Source organism: Leucobacter sp. G161, assembly GCF_001482305.1.
Lineage (GTDB): Bacteria > Actinomycetota > Actinomycetes > Actinomycetales > Microbacteriaceae > Leucobacter.
This window is the reverse complement of record NZ_LOHP01000046.1, coordinates 78,851-98,669: the sequence shown is the minus strand read 5'-3', so window position 1 is coordinate 98,669 and position 19,819 is coordinate 78,851. Positions and strand designations below refer to the sequence as shown.

The window sequence follows — 19,819 nt, the reverse complement described above, 5'->3', positions numbered from 1 at the left end:
GGTGTTCCTTTGTTTGGGTGCCCTGCGAACTCGCAGCGACATCACTCAGTGAATCGGAACGGGTGTTTCGCTGGCGTTAAGGAGAATTGCGACAGTTTCGATATGTCCCGCGGCATCGTTGAACTGGGCCGAATCTTGGCTGGACCGGCGAGCACATCCGCCGAAAACACGGTGCGAATCGCCCTCGGCGTTCGCGTTCCCACGTGGGCGCCGACACGACAGCGGCCCCGCACCCACAGAGTTGTGGGGGCGGGGCCGCTGTCGTGTCGGGCTGTCGGGTTAGCGCAGCGTGAAGCCGGTCCCGAGCGTGTCTGCCTGGTCGAGCATGAAACGGTGTTCACCGGTCTGGTAGGCCGTGCCGGTGACGCGTGGCACGACGGTCGCGGTGCCGTCGGCCCGTGCGGTGCTTGCGTCCCAGGTCGCCGCGAAGACCGTGTCGACGATCGAGCGGTGTTCGAGCGTCTCCGTGGCCCCGAGCACCCCCGAATCCGCGAGCAGCGCGACGCGTGCCCCGGTGCCCGAACCGCATGGCGAACGATCCACCTCGCCGTCGGCGAAGACGGTGACGTTGCGCTGGATCGGCCCGTTCTCGTGCCGTCCGAGGTCGTCCCAGAGGATCGTCCCGTACACGCCAGACAGGCGTGGAGCGTCAGCGAACTGGGCCTCAGCGGACTCGTTCAGCGCCCACTTGATCTCGCGGCCGAGCGCGATGAGCTCCGTGTACTGCTCGGGCCCGACCGTGAGGCCGAGATCCGCCGCGCGAACCGAGGCGTAGATCGCGCCGGAGTAGCTGAGATCCACAACGACGTCGCCGCGCGAGGTCGCGACACTCACATCGCGGGCGATCACGTGCGAATCGACGTTGCGGAACGTCGCCCCCACGAGCGTGCCGCCGCGGCGCTCGACGAGCGCGGCAACGCGGCCCGATGGCACGTCAATCACGACCTCGGTGACCCCGTCGGGATCGCTCTCGACGAGCCCCGTGTCGGTCGCCCACACGCCGAGCGCGATGGTGCCGTGCCCGCAGGCGGTCGAGAAGCCGTCCTTGTGCCAGAAGAGCACGCCGAAGGCTGCGCCCGCGTCGTCGGGCGGGGTGATGAATCCGCCGTACATGTCAGCGTGGCCGCGCGGCTCGTTGCAGAGCAGCTGCCGCAGCTCGTCGATGCCTCCGGAGTTTGCGATCGCCGCGACCCGGCGCTCACCGACGGTCGCGCCGGGAAGCTCGGGAAGGCCCTCGTGGACGATGCGGAACGGCTCGCCCGCCGTGTGGTAGTCGGTCGTGTGGATCCAGTTGTGCTGTGCGTGCGTCATTGCTGCGTGTCTTTCGTGTACGGGTGGGGGAAATTCGAGGCGCCCGTTGGGGCGCCCCGACAGGGTTACTGCTGGGAAGCGCTCTTCGCGCCGGGGAGGATGAGGCTCATCGTAGTGGTGAACTCGCCCTCAATTTCCGCGTTCTTTGCGTAGGTGAAGCGGCTGACGACCATCGCAGTGATGAGTGCGAGCACGAAGCCGGGGAGCAGCTCGTACAGCCCGGTGTCGAACGCCTTCCACACGAACACGGTGATCGCGCCGACGAGCATACCGGCGAGCGCACCCCAGTTCGTGAGCCTCCGCCAGTACAGGCTGAGCAACACCACGGGGCCGAAGGCAGCACCGAAGCCGGCCCATGCGAAGCTCACGAGGCCGAGGATCGAGTCGTTCGGGCTGATTGCGAGGCGCGCAGCCACGACGGCGACCGCGAGCACACCGAGGCGGCCGAGGATCACGAGGGTCTTCTCGGCAGGTGGGGTCTTGCGCATGATCCGGTAGAGGTCCTCGACGAGTGCCGAAGAGCACACGATGAGCTGGCTCGAGAGCGTGCTCATGATCGCTGCGAGCACGGCCGCGAGCACGAGGCCGGCGACGAGCGGGTGCAGCAGCACCTGCGAGAGGAGCAGCACGATCGTCTCGGGGTCGCTCGGGGCGCCGCCGAACTTGTCAAAGTACGCGATACCGACGAGGCCCGCGGCGACCGCGCCGAGCAGCGAGAGGAACTGCCACGACGTCGCGATGCGGCGTGCGGACTTCGCCTCCCCGGGGGTGCGCAGCGCCATGAAGCGCACGATGATGTGCGGCTGACCGAAGTAGCCGAGACCCCAGGCAAGGCCCGAGATCACGACAAGCACGACCGCGCCCGTCGTCAGCTCGGGGCCACCGAAGATCGAGAGGTTCGCGGCACCGACGGTCTCGACGATCGACACTGTCTCACCGAAGCCGCCGATCGTGATGATCGCGACGACGGGAACGACGATGAGCGCGACGACCATCATGAGGCCCTGCACGACGTCAGTGAGTGACGCGCCCAGGAAGCCGCCGAAGAGCGTGTAGCCGAGGGTGACTGCGGTGACGAGCAGCATGCCGACAAAGTAGTCGCCGCCGAATGCGCTCTCAAAGAATTTGCCGCCGGCGACCATGCCGGAGGAAGCGTACAGCGTGAAGAACACGAGAATGATGATGCTCGACACTGAGCGCAGCAGGTGCGACTTGTCGCGGGTGCGGTTCTCGAAGAAGCTCGGCACCGTGATCGAATTCTTCGAAACCTCGGAGTAGGCGCGCAGGCGCGGGGCGACCAGCCGCCAGTTGAGGTAGGAGCCGAGGAGGAGGCCAACGGCGATCCAGCCCTCGATGAGACCGGTCGCGAAGATCGCGCCGGGAAGTCCCATAATGAGCCAGCCGGACATGTCCGAGGCACCTGCGGAGAGTGCGGCGACCCACGGCGGCAGGCCGCGTCCGGCGAGCATGTAGCCCTCGTGGCTGCTCGTGCGGCGGAACGCGATCCAGCCGATGAGCAGCATCACGGCAAAGTAGATGCCGAGTGCGAGGTAGAGGAAGAACTGATCAGTCATTGATGTTCGCCTTTCGAGTGTGAGCCGTGCGGCTCCAATGCGAAGGGGCTGGGAACCACTTGGCTCCCAGCCCCAACACGTCTGTGGACCTTAGATCAGGCCCTCGGACAGCTTGTTCGGCGTGCCGAAGCGGTGTGCCGTAATGGACACCGCCTGCTCGTGCATGAAGGGCAGCATCTCAACGCGCCCTGCCGACACGATGTCCCCACCGTACACGGCGATGTCGGGCTTGCCACCCGTCGCTGCCGTGATCGCGGCGAGGCCGTCTGCGCGGCTGGCGCCAGCCACGAGACGGATGCGTGCGCTCGCGTTCGGGCCGTCCTGTGCCGCGATCCGGCCGAGGCGAGCGGCCCAGGCCGCGTCGTCCTCGAACTGGATCTCGACGCCAGCAGCCTTGAACGCCTTGCTGATCGGCTCGGGAAGCGCGGCCGGCGTGCTCACGGTCGGGCGGCTGCCCGCCGCGATGCCCGCTGCGACGACGCGAATCGTGTGGTGGATCGGCGCGTCAGCCGCCGCGCGCACCGTGACCGGCACGGGCTTGTAGCGGAGGAGGTTGCGCTCGACGCCGACACCCGAGGCGTCGCGTGCGATCCCAAACTCATCGTTCCACGCGGTCGCGTCGGTGCCGAGTGCAGCGCGCAGCCACTCGAGCTCAGCGCCCGACACACCGGCCTGCTGCGCAGCGGTGAGAATGGGGGCAGCGGCGGGGCGCGGAGCGGTGAGCGCAGCCGTGACCGGTGCGTCCTCCCAAGCGCCGAGACCGTAGAGGTAGCTCGGACCGCCGGCCTTCGTGCCTGCGCCAATCGCCGACTTCTTCCAGCCGCCGAACGACTGGCGGCGTACGATCGCGCCGGTGATGCCGCGGTTGATGTAGAGGTTGCCGGCCTGGATGCGATCCAGCCACAGCGCCATCTCGTCACGATCGAGCGAGTGCAGGCCGCTGGTGAGGCCGTAATCGATCTCGTTGACCATGTCGATCGCCTCGTCAAGGGTCTCAGCGGTCATGATGCCGAGAATCGGGCCGAAGTACTCCGTGAGGTGGTACTCGGAACCGCGCTTGACGCCCTCGCGAACGCCCGGGTTCCAGAGCTTGTTGTTGCCCTTCTTGTCGGCAGCCAGCGGGCTGTCGCTCTTGAGGGGCTTCGGCTCGATGAGCCACTTCTCGCCAGCGCTGAGCGTGGTGAGGCCGCGGAGCAGCTTGCCGTCGGGCGCCGTGATGATGGTGCCCATCTGGGTCTCGAGGTTCTCGGGGGTGCCGATCTTCAGCGAGCGAGCCGCGTCGAGCAGCTGGCCGCGGAATCGCTTCGAAGTTGCGACCGAGCCGACGAGGATCACGAGCGATGCCGCCGAGCACTTCTGGCCGGCGTGACCGAACGCCGACTGCACGACGTCCTTCGCAGCGAGATCGAGATCAGCGTTCGGGGTGACAATGATCGCGTTCTTGCCGCTGGTCTCGGCGAGGATCGGGAGATCCTGGCGGAGCTCGCGGAAGTTCACCGCGGTCTCGTAGGCACCGGTGAGGATGAGGCGGTCGACGCGCGGGTCAGCGACGAGCTTCGAGCCGAGCGCGCGGTCAGCGAACTGCACGAACTGCAGGACGTCGCGGGGAACGCCGGCCTCCCACAGCGCCTCGATCATGACGGCACCGGAGCGCGCCGAGTTCGAAGCTGGCTTGATGATGACGGCCGAGCCAGCCGCCAGTGCGGAGAGCGCGCCGCCTGCGGGGATCGCGACGGGGAAGTTCCACGGCGGGATCACCGCGGTGAGCTTCTGCTGCTTGTACGTCGCGCCATCAACCTGACCGATGACCTGGCCGAGCATCGCGTAGTAGTTCGCGAAGTCGATCGCCTCGGAGACCTCGGGGTCACCCTGGTCGAGCGTCTTGCCACACTCGGAGCCCATGACCTCGAGGAGGGCCCCGCGGCGCGCCTCGAGGGCCTCGCCGGCGCGGTAGAGGATGCGTGCGCGCTCGTCGGCACCGAGTGCCTGCCAGCCGTCAGCGGCGGCGACGCCACGGGCGACGATCTCGTCGAGATCCTGCGCGGACTCCACGAGCGCCTCCGCGACGAGGTTGTCGCCGAGCGTTGAGGAGACCATGCGGTCAGCGATCTCGCGACCCCACACGTGGTTGCCCGGGAGATCCGGGTCGCTGTCGGGGGCGTTGTCGAACTCGCCCTTGCGGCCCTTGGCAACGAGCGCCTCGACGCGCGCCTCGGCGCCTGCTGCGTCGTACGCGCGGCGATCCTGCACGCGGTTCGACGGCGGTACCGAGTAGTTTGCGGGGTCTCCGTCAGCGGTGATCGCGGCCAGATCGTCGAGCGATGCGAGGAAGCGGTTCTTCTCGCGGTCGAAGAGCTCCTTGTTCTCGTGGACCTCGAATACGGCCGACATGAAGTTCTCCTGGCTCGCGCCCTCTTCGAGGCGGCGAATGAGGTAGGAGATCGCGACGTCGAACTCGTCGGGGTGCACGACGGGAACGTACAGCAGCAGCGAACCGACATCGCGGCGCACTGCCTCAGCCTGGCCGGTGGCCATGCCGAGGAGCATCTCGACCTCGAGGCCCGACTCTGCGCCGCGGCCCTTGGCGAGCAGCCAGGCGAGGGCGAGATCGAAGAGGTTGTGGCCTGCGACACCGATGCGCACGTTCTTCACGTGCTCAGGGGTGAGCGAGTAGTCGAGGACAGCCTTGTAACTCGTGTCCGAATCCTGCTTGGTGCCCCAGGTCGCTGCCGGCCAGCCGTGCACGGCCGCATCGACGAGCTCCATCGGGAGGTTCGCGCCCTTGACGAGACGGACCTTGATCGAGGCACCGCCACGAGCGACGCGCTTCGCCGACCACTCCTGGAGGCGCATCATGGCACCGAGAGCGTCGGGGAGGTACGCCTGCAGCACGATGCCGGCCTCGAGGTTCAGGAACTCTGGGCGGTCGAGGATCCGCATGAAGACCTCAAGGGTGAGGTCGAGATCCTTGTACTCCTCCATGTCGAGGTTGATGAACTTCTGCGGCGATGCTGCGGCCGCGCGCTCGAACAGCGGAATGAGCTGGCTCTCGATGTGCTCGATCGCCTCGTCAAACGCCCAGTGGTTGTGCGGCGCGACGGTCGAGGAGACCTTGATCGACACGTAGTCGACGTCAGGGCGCGCGAGCAGCTTGTGCGTGCCTGCGAGGCGACGCTCTGCCTCGCCCTGGCCGAGGATGGCCTCGCCGAGCAGGTTCATGTTCAGGCGAACACCCTCGGTCTGGATCTTCGAGATCGCGGGGCCGAGCTTCGAGTCGGTCGCGTCAATGATGAGGTGGCTCACCATCTGGCGGAGCACCTTGCGTGCGATCGGCACGACAACGCCGGGCAGTGGCTTGGCGAACGCGCCGCCCATGCCGATGGCGCCGCGCATCACGCCGGGGAGGAACCCGGGGGTGAGGGGCACGAGCTCCTTGAGCTTCTTTGCTGCGACGCTGAGGTCCTCGGGGCGCACGACGCCGTCGACGAATCCAACCGTGAAGTCGAGGCCGTTGGGGTCGCGAAGCACACCTGCGAGGCGTGCTGCTGAGGCGTCAGTCGGGATACTGGCGGCTTCGGTGATCCACTTGCGTGCGAGCGCGATGGACTCTTCTGCGAGGTCCTGGGGGCGTGGGGTTGCCTGAGACAACGGCGTTCCTTTCGTACATGGGTGCGGGCGCGCGCGGATGCGGCGGCCCTTTGCCCGATGAGCTAAGTGTGAGCGTTCGCAAGCTTGAAGTAAAGCGATGCTTTCTGAGCGATAATGTGAAGTAAAGCTAAACGATTGATCGGGGGCTGGAATGCTCGAAATGAAACGGCTGCGACTGCTCTGGGAGCTGTCGGCCCGGGGCACGGTCGTGCAGGTCGCAGAGGCGCTGAATTACAGCCCCTCTGCGGTGTCGCAGCAGCTCGCGCTGCTCGAAAAAGAGGTCGGGACTCCGCTCCTCAGACGCGTCGGTCGCACCCTCGAACTCACCGCCGCTGCGGAGGCGCTCGTCGCTGAAACCGAGGAACTGTTGGCCGGGCTCGAGCGAGCAGAAACCGCGGCTCACCGGGTGCGCGGAGAGGTCGCCGGGCGTGTCCGAGTGGCGGTGTTTCAGACCGCCGTGTTGGCCTTCATGCCGCAGGCGCTCCGCAGGCTCCGCACGGAGTACCCGAACCTCCGTGTCGAGATGGTGCAGCACGAGCCCGAAACCGCGCTGCACGAGACCCGCGTGCGCGGCTTCGACCTCGTCGTCGCCGAGCAGTATCCGGGCCATGCGACCGCGCAGTTCGACGGGCTCGATCATGCTCCCCTGACCTACGACTCGATCCAGCTCGCGCTGCCTCGCGTCGGGGCCGGTGATGCCGAGTTCGATCTCGTTGAGAGCTTGGCAGACGCGGCCGGGCTGCCGTGGGTGATGGAGCCGCGCGGCGCCGCCTCGCGGCACTGGGCAGAACAGGCCTGCAGGAGCGCTGGCTTCGAGCCCGATGTGCGCTATGAAACGGCCGACCTGCAGGCGCACGTGCGACTCATCGAATCTGGCAACGCGGTCGCGCTGTTGCCTGGACTCGTGCGCGCGGAGTCGCGGCTGCGCATGGTGGATCTGCCTGGTGACCCGCAGCGATCCATCTTCACGGCGGCGAGGATCTCTAACGCCGAGGCCCCAGCTGTGCTTGCCGTACGAGAGACCCTTGCGATTGAGGCGGCTTCCCTGGCAAAAACTGCAGAAAACACGGTCACGGTTGAACCATAGGAATTGCGACGTATGCTTGGCCGGGTGAAGACGATTAGTTACAACCTGCGAAAGAACCGAGCCATCGGTGAGCTTGCCGACCTCGTCGACACTCACGGAGCCGAGCTGCCGTGCCTCCAAGAAGCGGAGACCGTGAACCTGCCGTCGCGCATTGGTTCACTCTCGCTCGTGCACGCGACCGAGAAGAACCGGCTCGGGCTCGCCATGTACGTCGACTCCGAACGGTTCGCGGTGCGCTCGGCGCACGCGTTCCAGCTCAAGAAGTCGCTGCACGACCGGCTCCTGTCGCCCGCGCACGAGCGGCTACTTGGCGCCCGCATCCACGACCGCGAGACCGGCTCTGACTTCATCGCGGCCTCGTTCCACGCTGCCCCGCTCACCGCACTGAACTCGTTGCGGCGCATCCAGATCCGCACCGCGATCGACGAGCTCGGCGGCATCGGCCCCGGGCTGCCGACGATCATGGTCGGTGACTTCAACTACCCGGTGTTCCAGAATCGCCTGACCGCGACCATGCTCGAGTCGGGCTACGACACGAACTACTCCGACAAGCGGACCTACAACAGGTACTTCCTCTTCCGCGGACACTATGACTTCGTCACCTCGACAGGCTTCGAGATCGACCGCGTGCAGACGCTCGGTCGCGGCTCCTCGGACCATCTGCCGATCCTTGTGACAGCTGCCCGCCACGGCGCGCTGCTGCGCGACCAGCTACCGCTCGCGGCGTAGCACGCGCTGCGCCGCGCCCGCGCTGACGGGGCGGCCTCACTCCGCAAATGGGTGAGGCACTCCCGCTCGTGCTGGCAGATTGCTGAAACGAGTGCCCCCGGAGGCTCCCGCTGCCGCGCTCAACGTGAGCCGCCCAATATGGTTCGGCGGAAGCACCTTGCTGGGTTTTAGCTTTCGCGCATCGCTGTAATGACTCCCTTGAGGTGGGAGATGGTTGCCTCTTCAACGGCATCGGCATCTTCGGCAAGCAGAGCATCGATGATCTCGAGATGCTCGGGGCCCGAACGGGCTGCGCGCCCGGGTCTGAAGCTCAGCCGGAACTGGTGACGAGCACCCTGTGCCTGCAGGCGTTCGAGGATCTGGGTGGAAGTGTGGTGGGCGCTAAGGTCGCGGATGTAGTGGTCGAGTCGCTGGTGGAGCATGGAGTACTCGGCGAGGTCACCTGATTCAAGCGCGTCGACGATTGCGGCGCGCAGCTCCGTCAGATACTCGCGAGCTTCTGGGGTCATCCGCTCCGCTGCCTTTCGTGCGCAGAGGGCCTCAAGCGCGGCGCGAGCCTCGACGATTTCGATAGCCTCGTCGAGCGAGATGGCGCGAACTCGTGCCCCGCGGTTGGGAAGGTGTTCGACCAGGCCCTCGGACGTCAGCTTCAACAGTGCGTTTCGGACGACAGCTCTGGAGACCCCGAATTGTTCGCACAGATCTACTTCGACCAGACGCTGGTGGGGTGCAAACTCGCCCTCAAGAATGGAAGAGCGAATCGCGGTAATGGCATCGTCGAGTGTACCTAGTCGCTTCTGTGCGGTGTCAGAGGTCGTCACGTGCATTCCTCACTGTCCGGGGTCTTCCGGCTATAGGTGCGGCGTTTTGTTCGAGCCTATCGCTCACAAGGGGCCGAGGGATATCCTTCTCTCAAGATTGTAAACAATTTCTTGACCAATTTTGTGTTGTGTGTTTGAGTTGTCACGAAAGCACCCCCGCTGTGGCTGCGGTAAACGTCTGCAAACCCGGCGTGAGTTCGAGGAGGAACAACACTTGTCACACACATCAGCGTCTCTGCTTGTGATCAGCGCCCACGCTGGCGATTTCGTATGGCGCGCCGGTGGCGCGATTGCTGCCGCGGCGCTCCGCGGCGAGAGGGTCACCGTTGTCTGCCTCTCCTATGGTGAGCGCGGTGAGTCTGCCAGCCAGTGGCTGGCGGGTAAGGACCTCGAAGAGATCAAGGCAATGCGCCGTTCCGAAGCCGAGGCGGCAGCCGCTGCTTTGGGCGCAGACATTGAGTTTATGGACATGGGGGATTACCCGCTGCTTGAATCACAAGAAGCGATCTCCAAGCTCGTAGACGTGTTCCGGCGTACTCAGCCGACTGTGGTGCTCACGCACGCGCTTGCTGATCCATATAACGAAGACCACCCCGCTGCTGCGCGGATGGCGCTCCGTGCTCGCGTGCTTGCGCAGGCGATCGGTGTGCAGAATTCCGACGGATCGTTCCCGTCGCAAGACGAGATTATTGGCGCGCCTCCCGTGTTCTTCTTTGAGCCCCACCAATCCGAGCAGTGCGACTTCAAGCCGAACTTGCTACTCGACATTACTGAGGCTTTTGAACGCAAGCAGCGTGCAATGGAGTGCATGCCCGCTCAGAAGCACATGTGGAGCTACTACACCGACCTCGCAGTCCGTCGCGGTGTGCAGGTCAGGCGGAATGCTGGACCGAACCTTGGACTCCCTCACGAGACAAAGGGTGAGGCCTACGTGCGTTTCCTTCCGCAGGTAACGGGGGAGCTGTCGTGAGCCATGTAATCGTTACGGACATAACTCGGGCCGATTCTGCCTCGATCGCGGAGCTCGAAGCGCTCGGGGTGGCCACGGTGCACGAAGCGATGGGCCGCACGGGACTGGTTGGAACTGGGGTCGTGCCGGTACAGGCCGGCGCAAAGATTGCGGGGAGCGCGGTGACGGTGCTCTGCTGGCCCGGAGATAACCTCATGATCCACGCGGCAGTCGATCAGTGCGAACCGGGAGACGTGCTTGTAGTGACCACCGTCTCGCCTTCGCTTGATGGGTCCTTTGGTGAACTGTTTGCAACAGCATTGCAGCATCGCGGAGGGCGGGGCATCGTCACGTCGGGCGGGGTCCGGGACGTTGCCGAGCTTCGTGAAATGAACTTCCACGCATGGGCAGGTGCCCAAAACGCTCAAGGAACCGTCAAAGCGACCGGGGGTAGCGTGAACGTCCCGATCGTCCTGGGCGGTGCGCAGATCCAGCCGGGCGATGTTGTCGTCGCAGACGATGATGGTGTTGTCTGTGTGCCGCGCGAACGGGTCACCGAGGTGCTCGAGAAGTCGCGGGCTCGGATTGCCAAAGAAGAGATCGCGCGCGCACGCTATCAGGAGGGTGTGTTGAGCCTTGACCATAACGGCTTGCGGCCTCTGCTCGCCGAGCTTGGCGTTTCGTATGTTCGGCAGCAGGAGAGCACAATTGGTGACTGATGTAAGTGGCGAGGGCATTCCCTGTCTTTGGATGCGAGGTGGTACCTCAAAGGGAGCGTTTTTCCTTGAGTCTGATATGCCGCAGGGTGCGCAGGAGCGCGACGATCTCGCGCGGCGTATCCTTGGGAGTCCGGATCCCCAGCAAATCGACGGCATTGGTGGTGGGCACCCACTCACAAGCAAAATTGCCATTGTTGGGCCAGGGCGCAAAGCTGGAGTGGATCTCGAGTACGAGTTCTTGCAGGTGGCCGTTGACACGGGGGATGTCACCCGCGCACAGACGTGCGGCAACCTACTTGCTGGCGTCGTTCCGTTTGCGATTGAACGTGGCTTGTTGCAAGCCGGGGCAGAGCGCACCACAGCGACGGTTCACCTCGTGAACACTGGAGATCAAGCGTCGGTGAGTTTCGCCTCTCCGGGCGGTGTCCTCGATTACTCCGGTGATTGCGTGTTGCCAGGAGTGCCTGGCGCGGGCAACCCGATTGAGATTGAGGTCAGTAGCGGGGGCGGAGCGCTGCTTCCGAGCGGACGCCAGATCGATGACATTGATGGGGTTCCGGTGACATTGGTCAATAACGGGATGCCAGTCGTCGTGGTGCGTGCGAGTGAAGTCGGGATAGTCGGTGATGAGGGTCCAGAGGAGCTTGAGGCGAACCGGGCGTTTCTCGGGCGCGTAGAAGAGCTCAGGATCGCTGCCGGTGAACTCTTCGGTATGGGCGACGTATCGCGGCTCTCAGTGCCAAAGATGATGCTCATCTCGGCACCCCAGGCGGAGGGGGATGTCACAGTACGGGCGCTCATACCCCACCGTGTGCACCGCTCTGTGGGGGTCCTTATGGCGGCTGGCGTGGCTGCGGCAACACGGATACCAGGAACTGTTGCCAGTGAGTGGGGCGGTGAAGGGGAAGCCGTAGTTCTGGAGTATCCAGCTGGGGCTTTCACGTCACGGGTGCGGACCCGAGAAGACGCGGTGCGAGGGTGGCTGGGAAGCTCGATCGCCACACGCACCACACGAAAGCTCTTTGAAGGGCGCGTGTTTCCCGGGCCGACTGGTAGCTAACCTCTCGCAAAAAGCAAGCGTGACAATTGTGTTATCTAAATTGTTAACGAAATGCTTGCCGATATTGAAACCATCAACTAGCGTCGATGCACATCACGCTTTTCAGGAGTCAAAGATGAAAATCGTTGCAGTTCTCGGTCTAGGAGAAGCTGGGGCACTCTACGCCCGCGGCTTCCGCGACGCGGGGTATGAAGTGGCCGGGTACGACCCGTTCACGACGCTTGGTGACCGTGACATTCGCCAGGAGGCAGATCTCGCGGCGACTGTCGGCGGCGCTGAACTGGTGATCAGCCTTGTTGGGGCTCGCGCGGCAGCTGCGGTCGCCAACGATGCGTTTCCGTTGCTGGACGCAGGAACGGTGTATGCCGACCTCAACACAGGTAGCCCCGCGTTGAAAGCTCAGCTTGAAGAAGGGGCAGCTTCGGCAAACGTATTGTTCGCTGATGTCGCTGTGCTGGCACCAGTTCCTCGTGCGGGAGTGCGCACGCCGCTCATGGCAAGCGGTAAGGGCGCTGAGCGATTCCGCGAACTCGTGATGTCGGCGGGCACGCCCGTCGATGCTATCGGTGGAGCCGCAGGGGACGCGGCAGCCCGGAAACTGCTTCGGAGCGTGTTCATGAAGGGCCTTGCTGCCGTCGTTATTGAGAGCGTTGGGGCGGCGGAGCGTGCTGGTGCAGACACGTGGTTGCGTGAGCAGATCGTGTTGGAGCTGTCGGGCGATGCGAACGTGCTTATCCAGAGGCTGATCGACGGCTCACGGTTGCATGCAGAGCGGAGGGCGCACGAGGTCGAAGATGCACAGGCTTATCTCGACGAACTCGGTCAACCCACCTGGATGAGTGCCGCTACCATCCAGTGGTTCGCACAACTGCTCCACGAGGCAGACCCAGCGCACAGCAGCGAAGGAGCTCACGCATGACTATCAAGATCGAAAACCTCACCCTCAGCTACGGCGATTCTGTAGCGGTCCGCAACCTAAGTCTTGAAATCGAGCAGGGTGAGGCGTTGGTTCTGCTCGGACAGTCTGGTTGTGGCAAGACCAGCACGATGCGGTGCATTGCAGGTCTGGAGACGCCAGATGAAGGACGAATCTCAGTCGATGGCGAGGTGCTCTTCGACTCTGAACGGGGTATCAACAAGGCTTCACACAAGCGCAACATCGGAATGGTGTTCCAGTCGTACGCGATCTGGCCGCACATGAGTGTGTTTGAGAACGTTGCGTTCCCGCTTCGCATGAAGAGGGTATCTAAGGCAGAAATTGCCCGTCGTGTTGACGAAGCAATCACCGTGGTAGGTCTTGACGGTTTTGCTGATCGAGGCGCGAGCATGCTCTCGGGCGGCCAGATGCAGCGGGTTGCACTGGCGAGGTCGATCGTCATGGAGCCATCAGTGATGCTGCTTGATGAGCCTCTCTCAAACCTCGATGCCCGCCTCCGTCATCGGCTTCGTACCGATCTCCGCGAACTGCAACATCGACTCGGCCTTACTGCCGTGTACGTGACTCACGATCAAGAAGAGGCTCTCGCGCTCGCGGATCACATTGCGATGATGCAGTTTGGTCGAATCGTGCAGATTGGCCGGCCTGACGAAATCTACGGCCGCCCCTTGAGTGCCTCCATTGCGGACTTCCTTGGTGTGTCAAACATCATTCCTGTACGCGCGATCGACCCCGAAAGCGTCGGTTTTGCAGGTAGCGATCTCGCAATCAAGGTCGGGCCCTATGATGCCAGCGCCGGGGAGCTTCGCGCTTGCATCCGCGCTGAAGACGTCCTTATCGGAGACGATGCCCCTGCGGCGGCTCCAAACACCCTTGAAGGGGAGATCGTAGCCCGCGAGTTTCTTGGGGCAACTGCGACGTTCCGCGTGCGTCTTGCTCCGGGGGTCGAACTCGACGTGCTCGGCACGAAGCAGCAGGCGAACCGCACTCGTGAGGGAGAGCTCGTGCGAGTCCATCTCCCCGTGGAAGCCGTACAGGTGCTTCCCACCGAGGTGCCGGAGCTCGCGAACACGGATCGGGAGACGGTCCGATGAGCAGCCAGACAACGCCGTCGGATGCGACCGGCGTGATCACCACTCGCAGGGGATCCCGCCGTCGCCCAGCCTCATCGGCCCAGGCACAACCGCGCAAAATCGCGGGAGTCATCGCGCTCTACGGGGTGCTCGGCATTCTTATTCTGCTTCCAGTCGCACTGGTCGTGCTCTCGGCTTTCACGACTGAGACGCCGCGACCCGGAAACATTTCACTCTCAAATTTCACGCTGTCGAACTTTGCAACGGTATTCGGACCTGGCGCAATGCGCGCTGCGGGAAACTCGTTGATTGTTGGAATTGGCGGCTCCGTGGTGGCGTTGCTTTGCGGCGGGTTCCTCGCCTTTGTGACGGCGCGTACCAATGCTCCCGCTCGTCGCTTCTTGTACTTCGCGGGACTGGTGCCGATGTTCCTACCCAGCTTCGTTGGAGCGTTGGCCTGGGGTCTGCTGGGCGGACCCAACGCGGGACTGCTCAACATTCTCGCCCGCGATCTCGGCTTCGCGCCCTTTATGAACATCTACACACTGCCCGGCCTCATCATGCTGCTCGGCATCTACTATGCACCGTACGCATTTCTGCTCATCCATGCTTCCTTTAGCCTCATGAACCCCGACCTCGAAGAATCCGCGCGCGTTCACGGTGCAACGCCCGGTCAAGTGCTTCGTCGCGTTACGTTTCCGCTCGCAACTCCGGCCATCCTCGGGTCGGCGATTCTGATCTTCACACTCACAGTGGAGAACTTTCCTGTGGCGCAGATGATTGGATCCGCCGGCGGGCTTGATACCCTCCCGACCTACATCTTCCGGCTCATGAACTCGGCACCGTCGCGTGGCAATGAAGCAGCCGCGGTAGCTATCGCTCTCGTCTTGGTGGTGCTCATCGTCACCGCGATCCAGCGTCGAGTTGTTTCAAAGCGCACCTTCACGACCGTCTCAGGTAAGGGGCTGAAGCCTGCGAAGGTGTATCTGGGATGGTTCCGGATCCCCTCACTGGTACTCGGCATCACTTACTTCGTGATCACGGCTGTGCTGCCCATAGGGGCGCTTCTATTTGTTGCTATGCACGACTCGCCATACGTGGGCAGTGTGATCGGCTCCATTCAAGCCGGCGCATTGAACCTTGACGCATTCGTCGAGGTGCTCACGAATCCGACTGCGCACAAGGCGACTATGAACTCGCTTGTGGTGTCGATCTCGGCGGCGCTCATCGGAACCGTGCTCGCTTTCATCGTGTCTTATGTCGTCAACCGAAGTCGCATTCCTGGCCGAGCAGGCCTCGGCTACATCAGTATGATCCCTCTTGCCGTGCCCGCAATTGTTCTCGGCCTGGGGCTGCTCTGGACTTGGCTGCTCATTCCGCTCCCGGTGTACGGAACCCTGGTTGTCATGGTGATTGCGTTCACTGCTGCTCAGATGCCCCAGGGCTTCCAAGGCGCGAGCTCAGGCATTCTGCAGATCCACCAAGATCTTGAGGATAGTGCGGTGATGCACGGAGCTAATCGGATCCGCGCAATCTGGCGGATCACTGTTCCGCTACTGCGGGTGCCTCTCACCTCGACGTTCCTGCTGCTCCTCATGCTGTCGATGCGTGAGTTGACAGTGCCGCTCTTCCTATTCACGACCGATACACGGCTGCTCTCGATTCTGATTTTCGACAACTACGAGAACGGAATTCTCCAAGCAAGCGCCGCCACGAGCGTGCTGTATTGCGTCCTGATCTTCTTGCTCGCATGGCTCGCGAGACGTTTCGGCGAAGATCGGCAGCGAAAAGTATGACCCCACCAACAACTCTCCAATCTCAGACCACATTTCAGAGAGGAAATGCAATGAAAGCACGAATGATTAGAGGCTTGGCTGTTGCCACAGCCGTTGGCCTGATGCTCGTAGGCTGCTCGAACGGAGGTAACGACACTGCACCCGCCGATCCTGCATCTGGAGGAGATCTTGTGATCGAGGGGGAACTCGTCGCAACCGCGGAAATGTTTGAAGCCGCAAAGCAAGAAGGGACCCTTGTGTTCTACACCGGGGCAAGCGAAGTTTCAGAGAAGGAAGTTACCGACGCGTTCACTGCACTCACCGATATCCCTGTTGAAATCGTCCGACTTGCGCCCAACAAGCTTCAGGAACGTATTCTCAGTGAGAACGCGGCAGGAAAGCTAGGTGCCGACCTCGTTCGAATCTCGGGTGAAGACCTCATCGTGGCACTCGCAGAAGACGAAGTGTTTCAGCCAACAGAGCTGACCGATGATGTCTCGGGTTCCCTCATCGACGGTGCAGTTTTCGATGACGGTTTGTACTACAACAGTTTCGACCGGGTATACAGCTTTGGCTACAACAATCAGGTAATCCCAGATGCTGATGCTCCAAAGAACTGGGCTGACCTGACGGAAGCGGAGTACAGCGGCAAGGTTGGTCTTGTGCAGGTCGGCGCGGGCGGAAGCACGGCGGCCCTCACTCGCTTCCAGTTTGACGAGCTTGGCGAGCAGTGGATGAAGGATCTCGCAGCAAACGATCCTCGAGTGTTCGACTCATCGGCTAACCTCACGGATGCTTTGGCTCGTGGCGAGATCGGCGTAGGTATGGTGCCAATTGGGACCGCTTACTCGGCAATCCTCGCCGGTGCTCCCATCACCATTGCAATGCCTGAGGAGGGTGCAGCGGCTTACCCGTTCTATCTCGGCCAGACCAAGTCCACTTCGCGATCAAACGCGGCGACTGTCTTCGTGAACTGGCTGCTGTCAGCTAACGGTCAGTCGCTCGCAGCATCGATTGGGGACTACCCAGTCAATGAGCTCGCACCGAGCCCGACGATTGGTGATGTAGAGCTCCCCTCGCTCGATTCGGGCTTCTTGTACCGGTCAACTCTTGAGGAATCGCTTGAGAACCTCGAGGCAGATGCGAAACTCTGGATGCAGATCTTCGACTACACAGGCTAACGCGGAGCGAAGACAGATGCGATACCCGGGCCGTGGGCGGAAACCGAAATTCGGTAGCCACCCACGGCCCGTATTCGTGGTGAAAGGGGAAGCGCGTGAATCTGGCGTCTCGTCCAGCTCGCAAGTCCGCACACGGCCTACTGCTCGTGCACGCGACGCTGGTGCAAGTAGTGAGTTACGGCCTCCGCGCTGCGATCGCGTATGAGCTACTCGCGCTCGGCAAAGACGGCGTGTGGCTTGGGTACTCGGCTGCCGCGTTCGCGCTACCGCCACTTTTGCTTGCGCTACCTTCCGGCAGACTTGTCCACCGATTTGGTGAACGGGTGTCGATGCTCATCGGGGCGGCGGCGTTTCTGCTCTCGGTGATCGCGGTGTTGAGATTCGGCACGAACCCGGTGGGTCTCATCGTGGCTTCTGCGTTCCTAGGCTGCGGAGTGCTGTTCTCTGTCATCGGTGAGCAGAGCTGGGTGATGAGCGTCGTGCCAGGCCGTCGACTCGACTTCGCATTCGGAATTTACACTCTTGCGACTTCGACAGGGCAAATGCTCGGCCCGCTCATGCTCCTCATCCGCTCGCCGGCTGTCGCAGAGACCACGGGCGACTCCTCACCGGAGATGCTGGCGATTGCTCTGCTGAGCCTGCTGGTGTCAGTGGTGATTCTGGTTCTTTCAGCCTGTATCCCCGCGAGTGGCGCTGGGCATAACTCTCGATCGACCGGGGGAGTGCTCTCGCTCTTGCGCAGCCCAGGGGTGCCTGCCGCGCTCTTTGCGAGTTCAATCGTGCTCACCTCGCTTGATATGGCGATTGTGTATCTGCCGTTGCTCGCTGAGGGGCTCGGTATCTCTGCTGGATGGGTGAGCGCGATGCTGGTTGCTCGCGGTGCCGCAACCATGGTGTCCCGTCTGACGCTTTCTCCGATGACGAGACGATTTGGGCGTAGATTCGTGCTCGTTGCTGGTGGTGCGCTTGCCGGAATCGCGCTGTTGAGTCTGATGTTCCCCCTTCCTGCAACTGCGATCTTGGCAGTTTGTGTCCTTTACGGACTGGCCGCTGGTACGGTGCAGCCACTGACGATGTCATGGATGACGCTCATTACTTCCGTCGATGAGCGGAGTATGGCGGCGTCGCTCCGTTTGCTCGGAAACCGTATCGGGCAAACCGGAATTCCGCTGATTGCAGCGGGGATCTCATCAGCAGGAGGGGCGGCTTCCGTGTTCGGTTTCGTAGGCGCAGGCTTGCTCGTGGGCGCTGTCTTGTCGCGAGCCGCCCCCAACGACTGAGTAAGTGGTCGGCGGCTGCCTTTCCCCGTCTCCGCTCACAAGACATGCCCTCAGCGAGGTGGGGTCTTCTCTGCAGCAGATAAGACCCCACCTCGCTGAGGACATGTCCTTTCGGCGGTCGACGCCGGGGTGCGGCGCGCGGTCGGCGCCGCCACGCACCGGGCGGGCCGGCTGCGCCGGGGCGCGCCAGACTGTCGGGTTACAGACCCAGGTAGGTGGGGATCGCGGCGACCGAGTCGAGCACCGCGGTCGGCGACTCCTTCTCCAAGCTCGCGCGATCGAGCTTGCCGCTGAGCACGCCGATCGAAATCGCTGCGCCCGAGTTCAGACCGGACTGGACGTCGACGGCGGTGTCGCCGGCGACGAGCACATCGGCGACGTTGATGACGCCGGTCGCCTCCATCACGCGGTGGACCATGTACGGCGCCGGGCGCCCTGCCGCAACATCGTCGCCGCATGAGAGGGCGTCGACGCGCACGCCACCGGGGGCAGCCGTTGGGTCGGCCGACACAGTCCAGCCCATCCCGGCGAGAATGCTCTCGGCGACATCGCGGGAGAACCCGGTGGTGAGCGCTACCTTGATGCCGGCGGCCTGGAGCTGAGCGATTGCCTCAGGAACACCGTCGATCGGGGTCGGCGGCTGGGCTGTGTAGTACTCGTCGAGGAGCGCGCGGAAGCGATCGAATGTCTCCGCAACCGTTGCGTCGTCGGCGACACCGCCACCGAGCTCAATGAGCGCGGTGATGGCCTCGCGCTTCTCGACACCCATCCAGATTTGCAGATTTTCGGGGGTGACGGTGACGCCGGTCTCGGTGACGGCGTTCTCGAGGGCGTCGTAGACGGCGCCGCCGTCGTTCACGGTAGTGCCTGCCATGTCGAATGCGGCGAGAGTAATCATGCTGTGTCCTTTGCGGAGTTGATCTCGCCCGCGAACCCGCGGGTGAGGGATGAACGATGTGCTGCGGTGTTTTCGATGGCGAAGGTGGTCATGCTCGGCAGATGCCTGTCGTCGGCGTACTCGATGACTGTGCCGTCCTCGGCGGTCGAACGGCGACGGTCGCGGAGCAGCGGGTACCCGGGTGACACCCGCAGCCATTCGGCGTCCAGCGGGTGAGCGGCGACCGCGTCGATGAGGTGGCGTGCTCGGGTTGGCACGATGCCGTGCTGCGCGAGCGACTGGTAGATGCTGCCGTCGTCAAAGTTTGCAGTGAGGAGGTGCACGCCAATCGGGTAGGCGAGGCTCGTGCGCTCAAACAGGGCGGGTTCGCCGTCGAGTGTGCGCAAGCGGACGATCTCGACGACGGTGTCATCTGGGTTCACTCGAAGCTGCCTGGCGACCTGCTCGCTCGCGGGGCGCTTCGCGACCTCGACGACGTGCTGCCCGGGTGTGAAGCCAGCGCTCTTGGCCCACTCGGTAAAGGAGAGGAACGTGCTGAACGACTGGGTCGGGACGGCCCGCTGGACGCGCGGGGGTGCGCCGCGGCCGCCGGTGATGACGCCCTCTGCGCGGAGCGCGGCGAGCGCCTGGCGCACCGGGCCGCGAGAGGTACCGAACTCTGCAATGAGTGATTTCTCGCTCGGAACGCGGTCGCCGGTCTCCCACTCACCCGTCCGGATGCGCTTCGCCATCTCGTCGTAGAGCTGCACGTGCAGCGGTTGGTTTGGGCTCATGCTC

General features: G+C 63.4%; 16 protein-coding genes. 10 read left to right on the top strand and 6 right to left on the bottom strand.

Annotated elements, in window-relative coordinates:
- Nucleotides 1-279: 279 nt before the first annotated feature.
- From AUL38_RS04240 to AUL38_RS04230, 3 genes are all read right to left on the bottom strand, one after another.
- On the bottom strand, nucleotides 280-1,311 hold the full coding sequence (locus tag AUL38_RS04240) for a proline racemase family protein (RefSeq protein ID WP_059059442.1): 1,032 nt from the start codon (nucleotides 1,309-1,311) through the stop codon (nucleotides 280-282).
- A gap of 65 nt (nucleotides 1,312-1,376) precedes the next feature.
- On the bottom strand, nucleotides 1,377-2,885 hold the full coding sequence (gene putP / locus AUL38_RS04235) for a sodium/proline symporter PutP (RefSeq protein WP_059059441.1): 1,509 nt from the start codon (nucleotides 2,883-2,885) through the stop codon (nucleotides 1,377-1,379).
- 90 nt (nucleotides 2,886-2,975) lie between these two features.
- Complete coding sequence (locus AUL38_RS04230; protein WP_059059440.1) at nucleotides 2,976-6,533, bottom strand: bifunctional proline dehydrogenase/L-glutamate gamma-semialdehyde dehydrogenase; 3,558 nt, start codon at nucleotides 6,531-6,533, stop codon at nucleotides 2,976-2,978.
- A gap of 151 nt (nucleotides 6,534-6,684) precedes the next feature.
- Here AUL38_RS04230 and AUL38_RS04225 point away from each other — a divergent pair, with 151 nt between their 5' ends.
- The gene (locus AUL38_RS04225; RefSeq protein WP_059059439.1) at nucleotides 6,685-7,620 is read left to right on the top strand and encodes a LysR family transcriptional regulator; all 936 of its coding nucleotides are present in this window, start codon (nucleotides 6,685-6,687) and stop codon (nucleotides 7,618-7,620) included.
- Between the two features lie 24 nt (nucleotides 7,621-7,644).
- Nucleotides 7,645-8,349 carry an exonuclease gene (locus AUL38_RS04220; protein ID WP_083506586.1) on the top strand — a complete coding sequence of 235 codons (705 nt, stop codon included), beginning with the start codon at nucleotides 7,645-7,647 and terminating at the stop codon, nucleotides 8,347-8,349.
- 167 nt (nucleotides 8,350-8,516) lie between these two features.
- Here AUL38_RS04220 and AUL38_RS04215 read toward each other — a convergent pair whose 3' ends face one another.
- Complete coding sequence (locus AUL38_RS04215) at nucleotides 8,517-9,170, bottom strand: GntR family transcriptional regulator (protein ID WP_235590599.1); 654 nt, start codon at nucleotides 9,168-9,170, stop codon at nucleotides 8,517-8,519.
- Nucleotides 9,171-9,384: 214 nt separating this feature from the next.
- On the opposite strand from AUL38_RS04215, the gene AUL38_RS04210 reads away from it, so the two are divergent.
- The 8 genes from AUL38_RS04210 to AUL38_RS04175 all read left to right on the top strand — a co-directional run bounded on the left by AUL38_RS04210 (nucleotide 9,385) and on the right by AUL38_RS04175 (nucleotide 18,144).
- Nucleotides 9,385-10,140: a PIG-L deacetylase family protein gene (locus tag AUL38_RS04210; protein ID WP_059059436.1), complete on the top strand. Its 756-nt coding sequence runs from the start codon at nucleotides 9,385-9,387 to the stop codon at nucleotides 10,138-10,140.
- Entirely contained in the window at nucleotides 10,137-10,838 is a 702-nt protein-coding gene (locus tag AUL38_RS04205; protein ID WP_059059435.1) for a 4-carboxy-4-hydroxy-2-oxoadipate aldolase/oxaloacetate decarboxylase, read from the top strand. The genes AUL38_RS04210 and AUL38_RS04205 overlap by 4 nt, the downstream gene beginning before the upstream one ends.
- On the top strand, nucleotides 10,831-11,898 hold the full coding sequence (locus tag AUL38_RS04200) for a PrpF domain-containing protein (protein ID WP_161937404.1): 1,068 nt from the start codon (nucleotides 10,831-10,833) through the stop codon (nucleotides 11,896-11,898). The genes AUL38_RS04205 and AUL38_RS04200 overlap by 8 nt, the downstream gene beginning before the upstream one ends.
- Before the next feature lie 115 nt (nucleotides 11,899-12,013).
- A complete protein-coding gene (locus tag AUL38_RS04195; RefSeq protein ID WP_059059433.1) occupies nucleotides 12,014-12,817 on the top strand; it encodes a DUF1932 domain-containing protein in 804 nt (267 codons plus the stop codon).
- Complete coding sequence (locus tag AUL38_RS04190; protein WP_059059432.1) at nucleotides 12,814-13,929, top strand: ABC transporter ATP-binding protein; 1,116 nt, start codon at nucleotides 12,814-12,816, stop codon at nucleotides 13,927-13,929. The genes AUL38_RS04195 and AUL38_RS04190 overlap by 4 nt, the downstream gene beginning before the upstream one ends.
- Nucleotides 13,926-15,704, top strand: coding sequence for an iron ABC transporter permease (locus AUL38_RS04185; protein ID WP_059059431.1), 1,779 nt, complete (start codon nucleotides 13,926-13,928; stop codon nucleotides 15,702-15,704). The genes AUL38_RS04190 and AUL38_RS04185 overlap by 4 nt, the downstream gene beginning before the upstream one ends.
- Before the next feature lie 50 nt (nucleotides 15,705-15,754).
- On the top strand, nucleotides 15,755-16,864 hold the full coding sequence (locus AUL38_RS04180; protein ID WP_161937403.1) for an ABC transporter substrate-binding protein: 1,110 nt from the start codon (nucleotides 15,755-15,757) through the stop codon (nucleotides 16,862-16,864).
- Between the two features lie 95 nt (nucleotides 16,865-16,959).
- Nucleotides 16,960-18,144 carry an MFS transporter gene (locus AUL38_RS04175; RefSeq protein ID WP_059059429.1) on the top strand — a complete coding sequence of 395 codons (1,185 nt, stop codon included), beginning with the start codon at nucleotides 16,960-16,962 and terminating at the stop codon, nucleotides 18,142-18,144.
- A 199-nt stretch (nucleotides 18,145-18,343) separates the two neighbouring features.
- Here AUL38_RS04175 and AUL38_RS04170 read toward each other — a convergent pair whose 3' ends face one another.
- Nucleotides 18,344-19,042 (bottom strand): phosphonatase-like hydrolase, encoded by a 699-nt coding sequence (locus tag AUL38_RS04170; protein WP_059059428.1) that lies wholly within the window; start codon nucleotides 19,040-19,042, stop codon nucleotides 18,344-18,346.
- Nucleotides 19,039-19,815: a GntR family transcriptional regulator gene (locus AUL38_RS04165; protein ID WP_059059427.1), complete on the bottom strand. Its 777-nt coding sequence runs from the start codon at nucleotides 19,813-19,815 to the stop codon at nucleotides 19,039-19,041. The genes AUL38_RS04170 and AUL38_RS04165 overlap by 4 nt, the downstream gene beginning before the upstream one ends.
- Nucleotides 19,816-19,819: the final 4 nt, after the last annotated feature.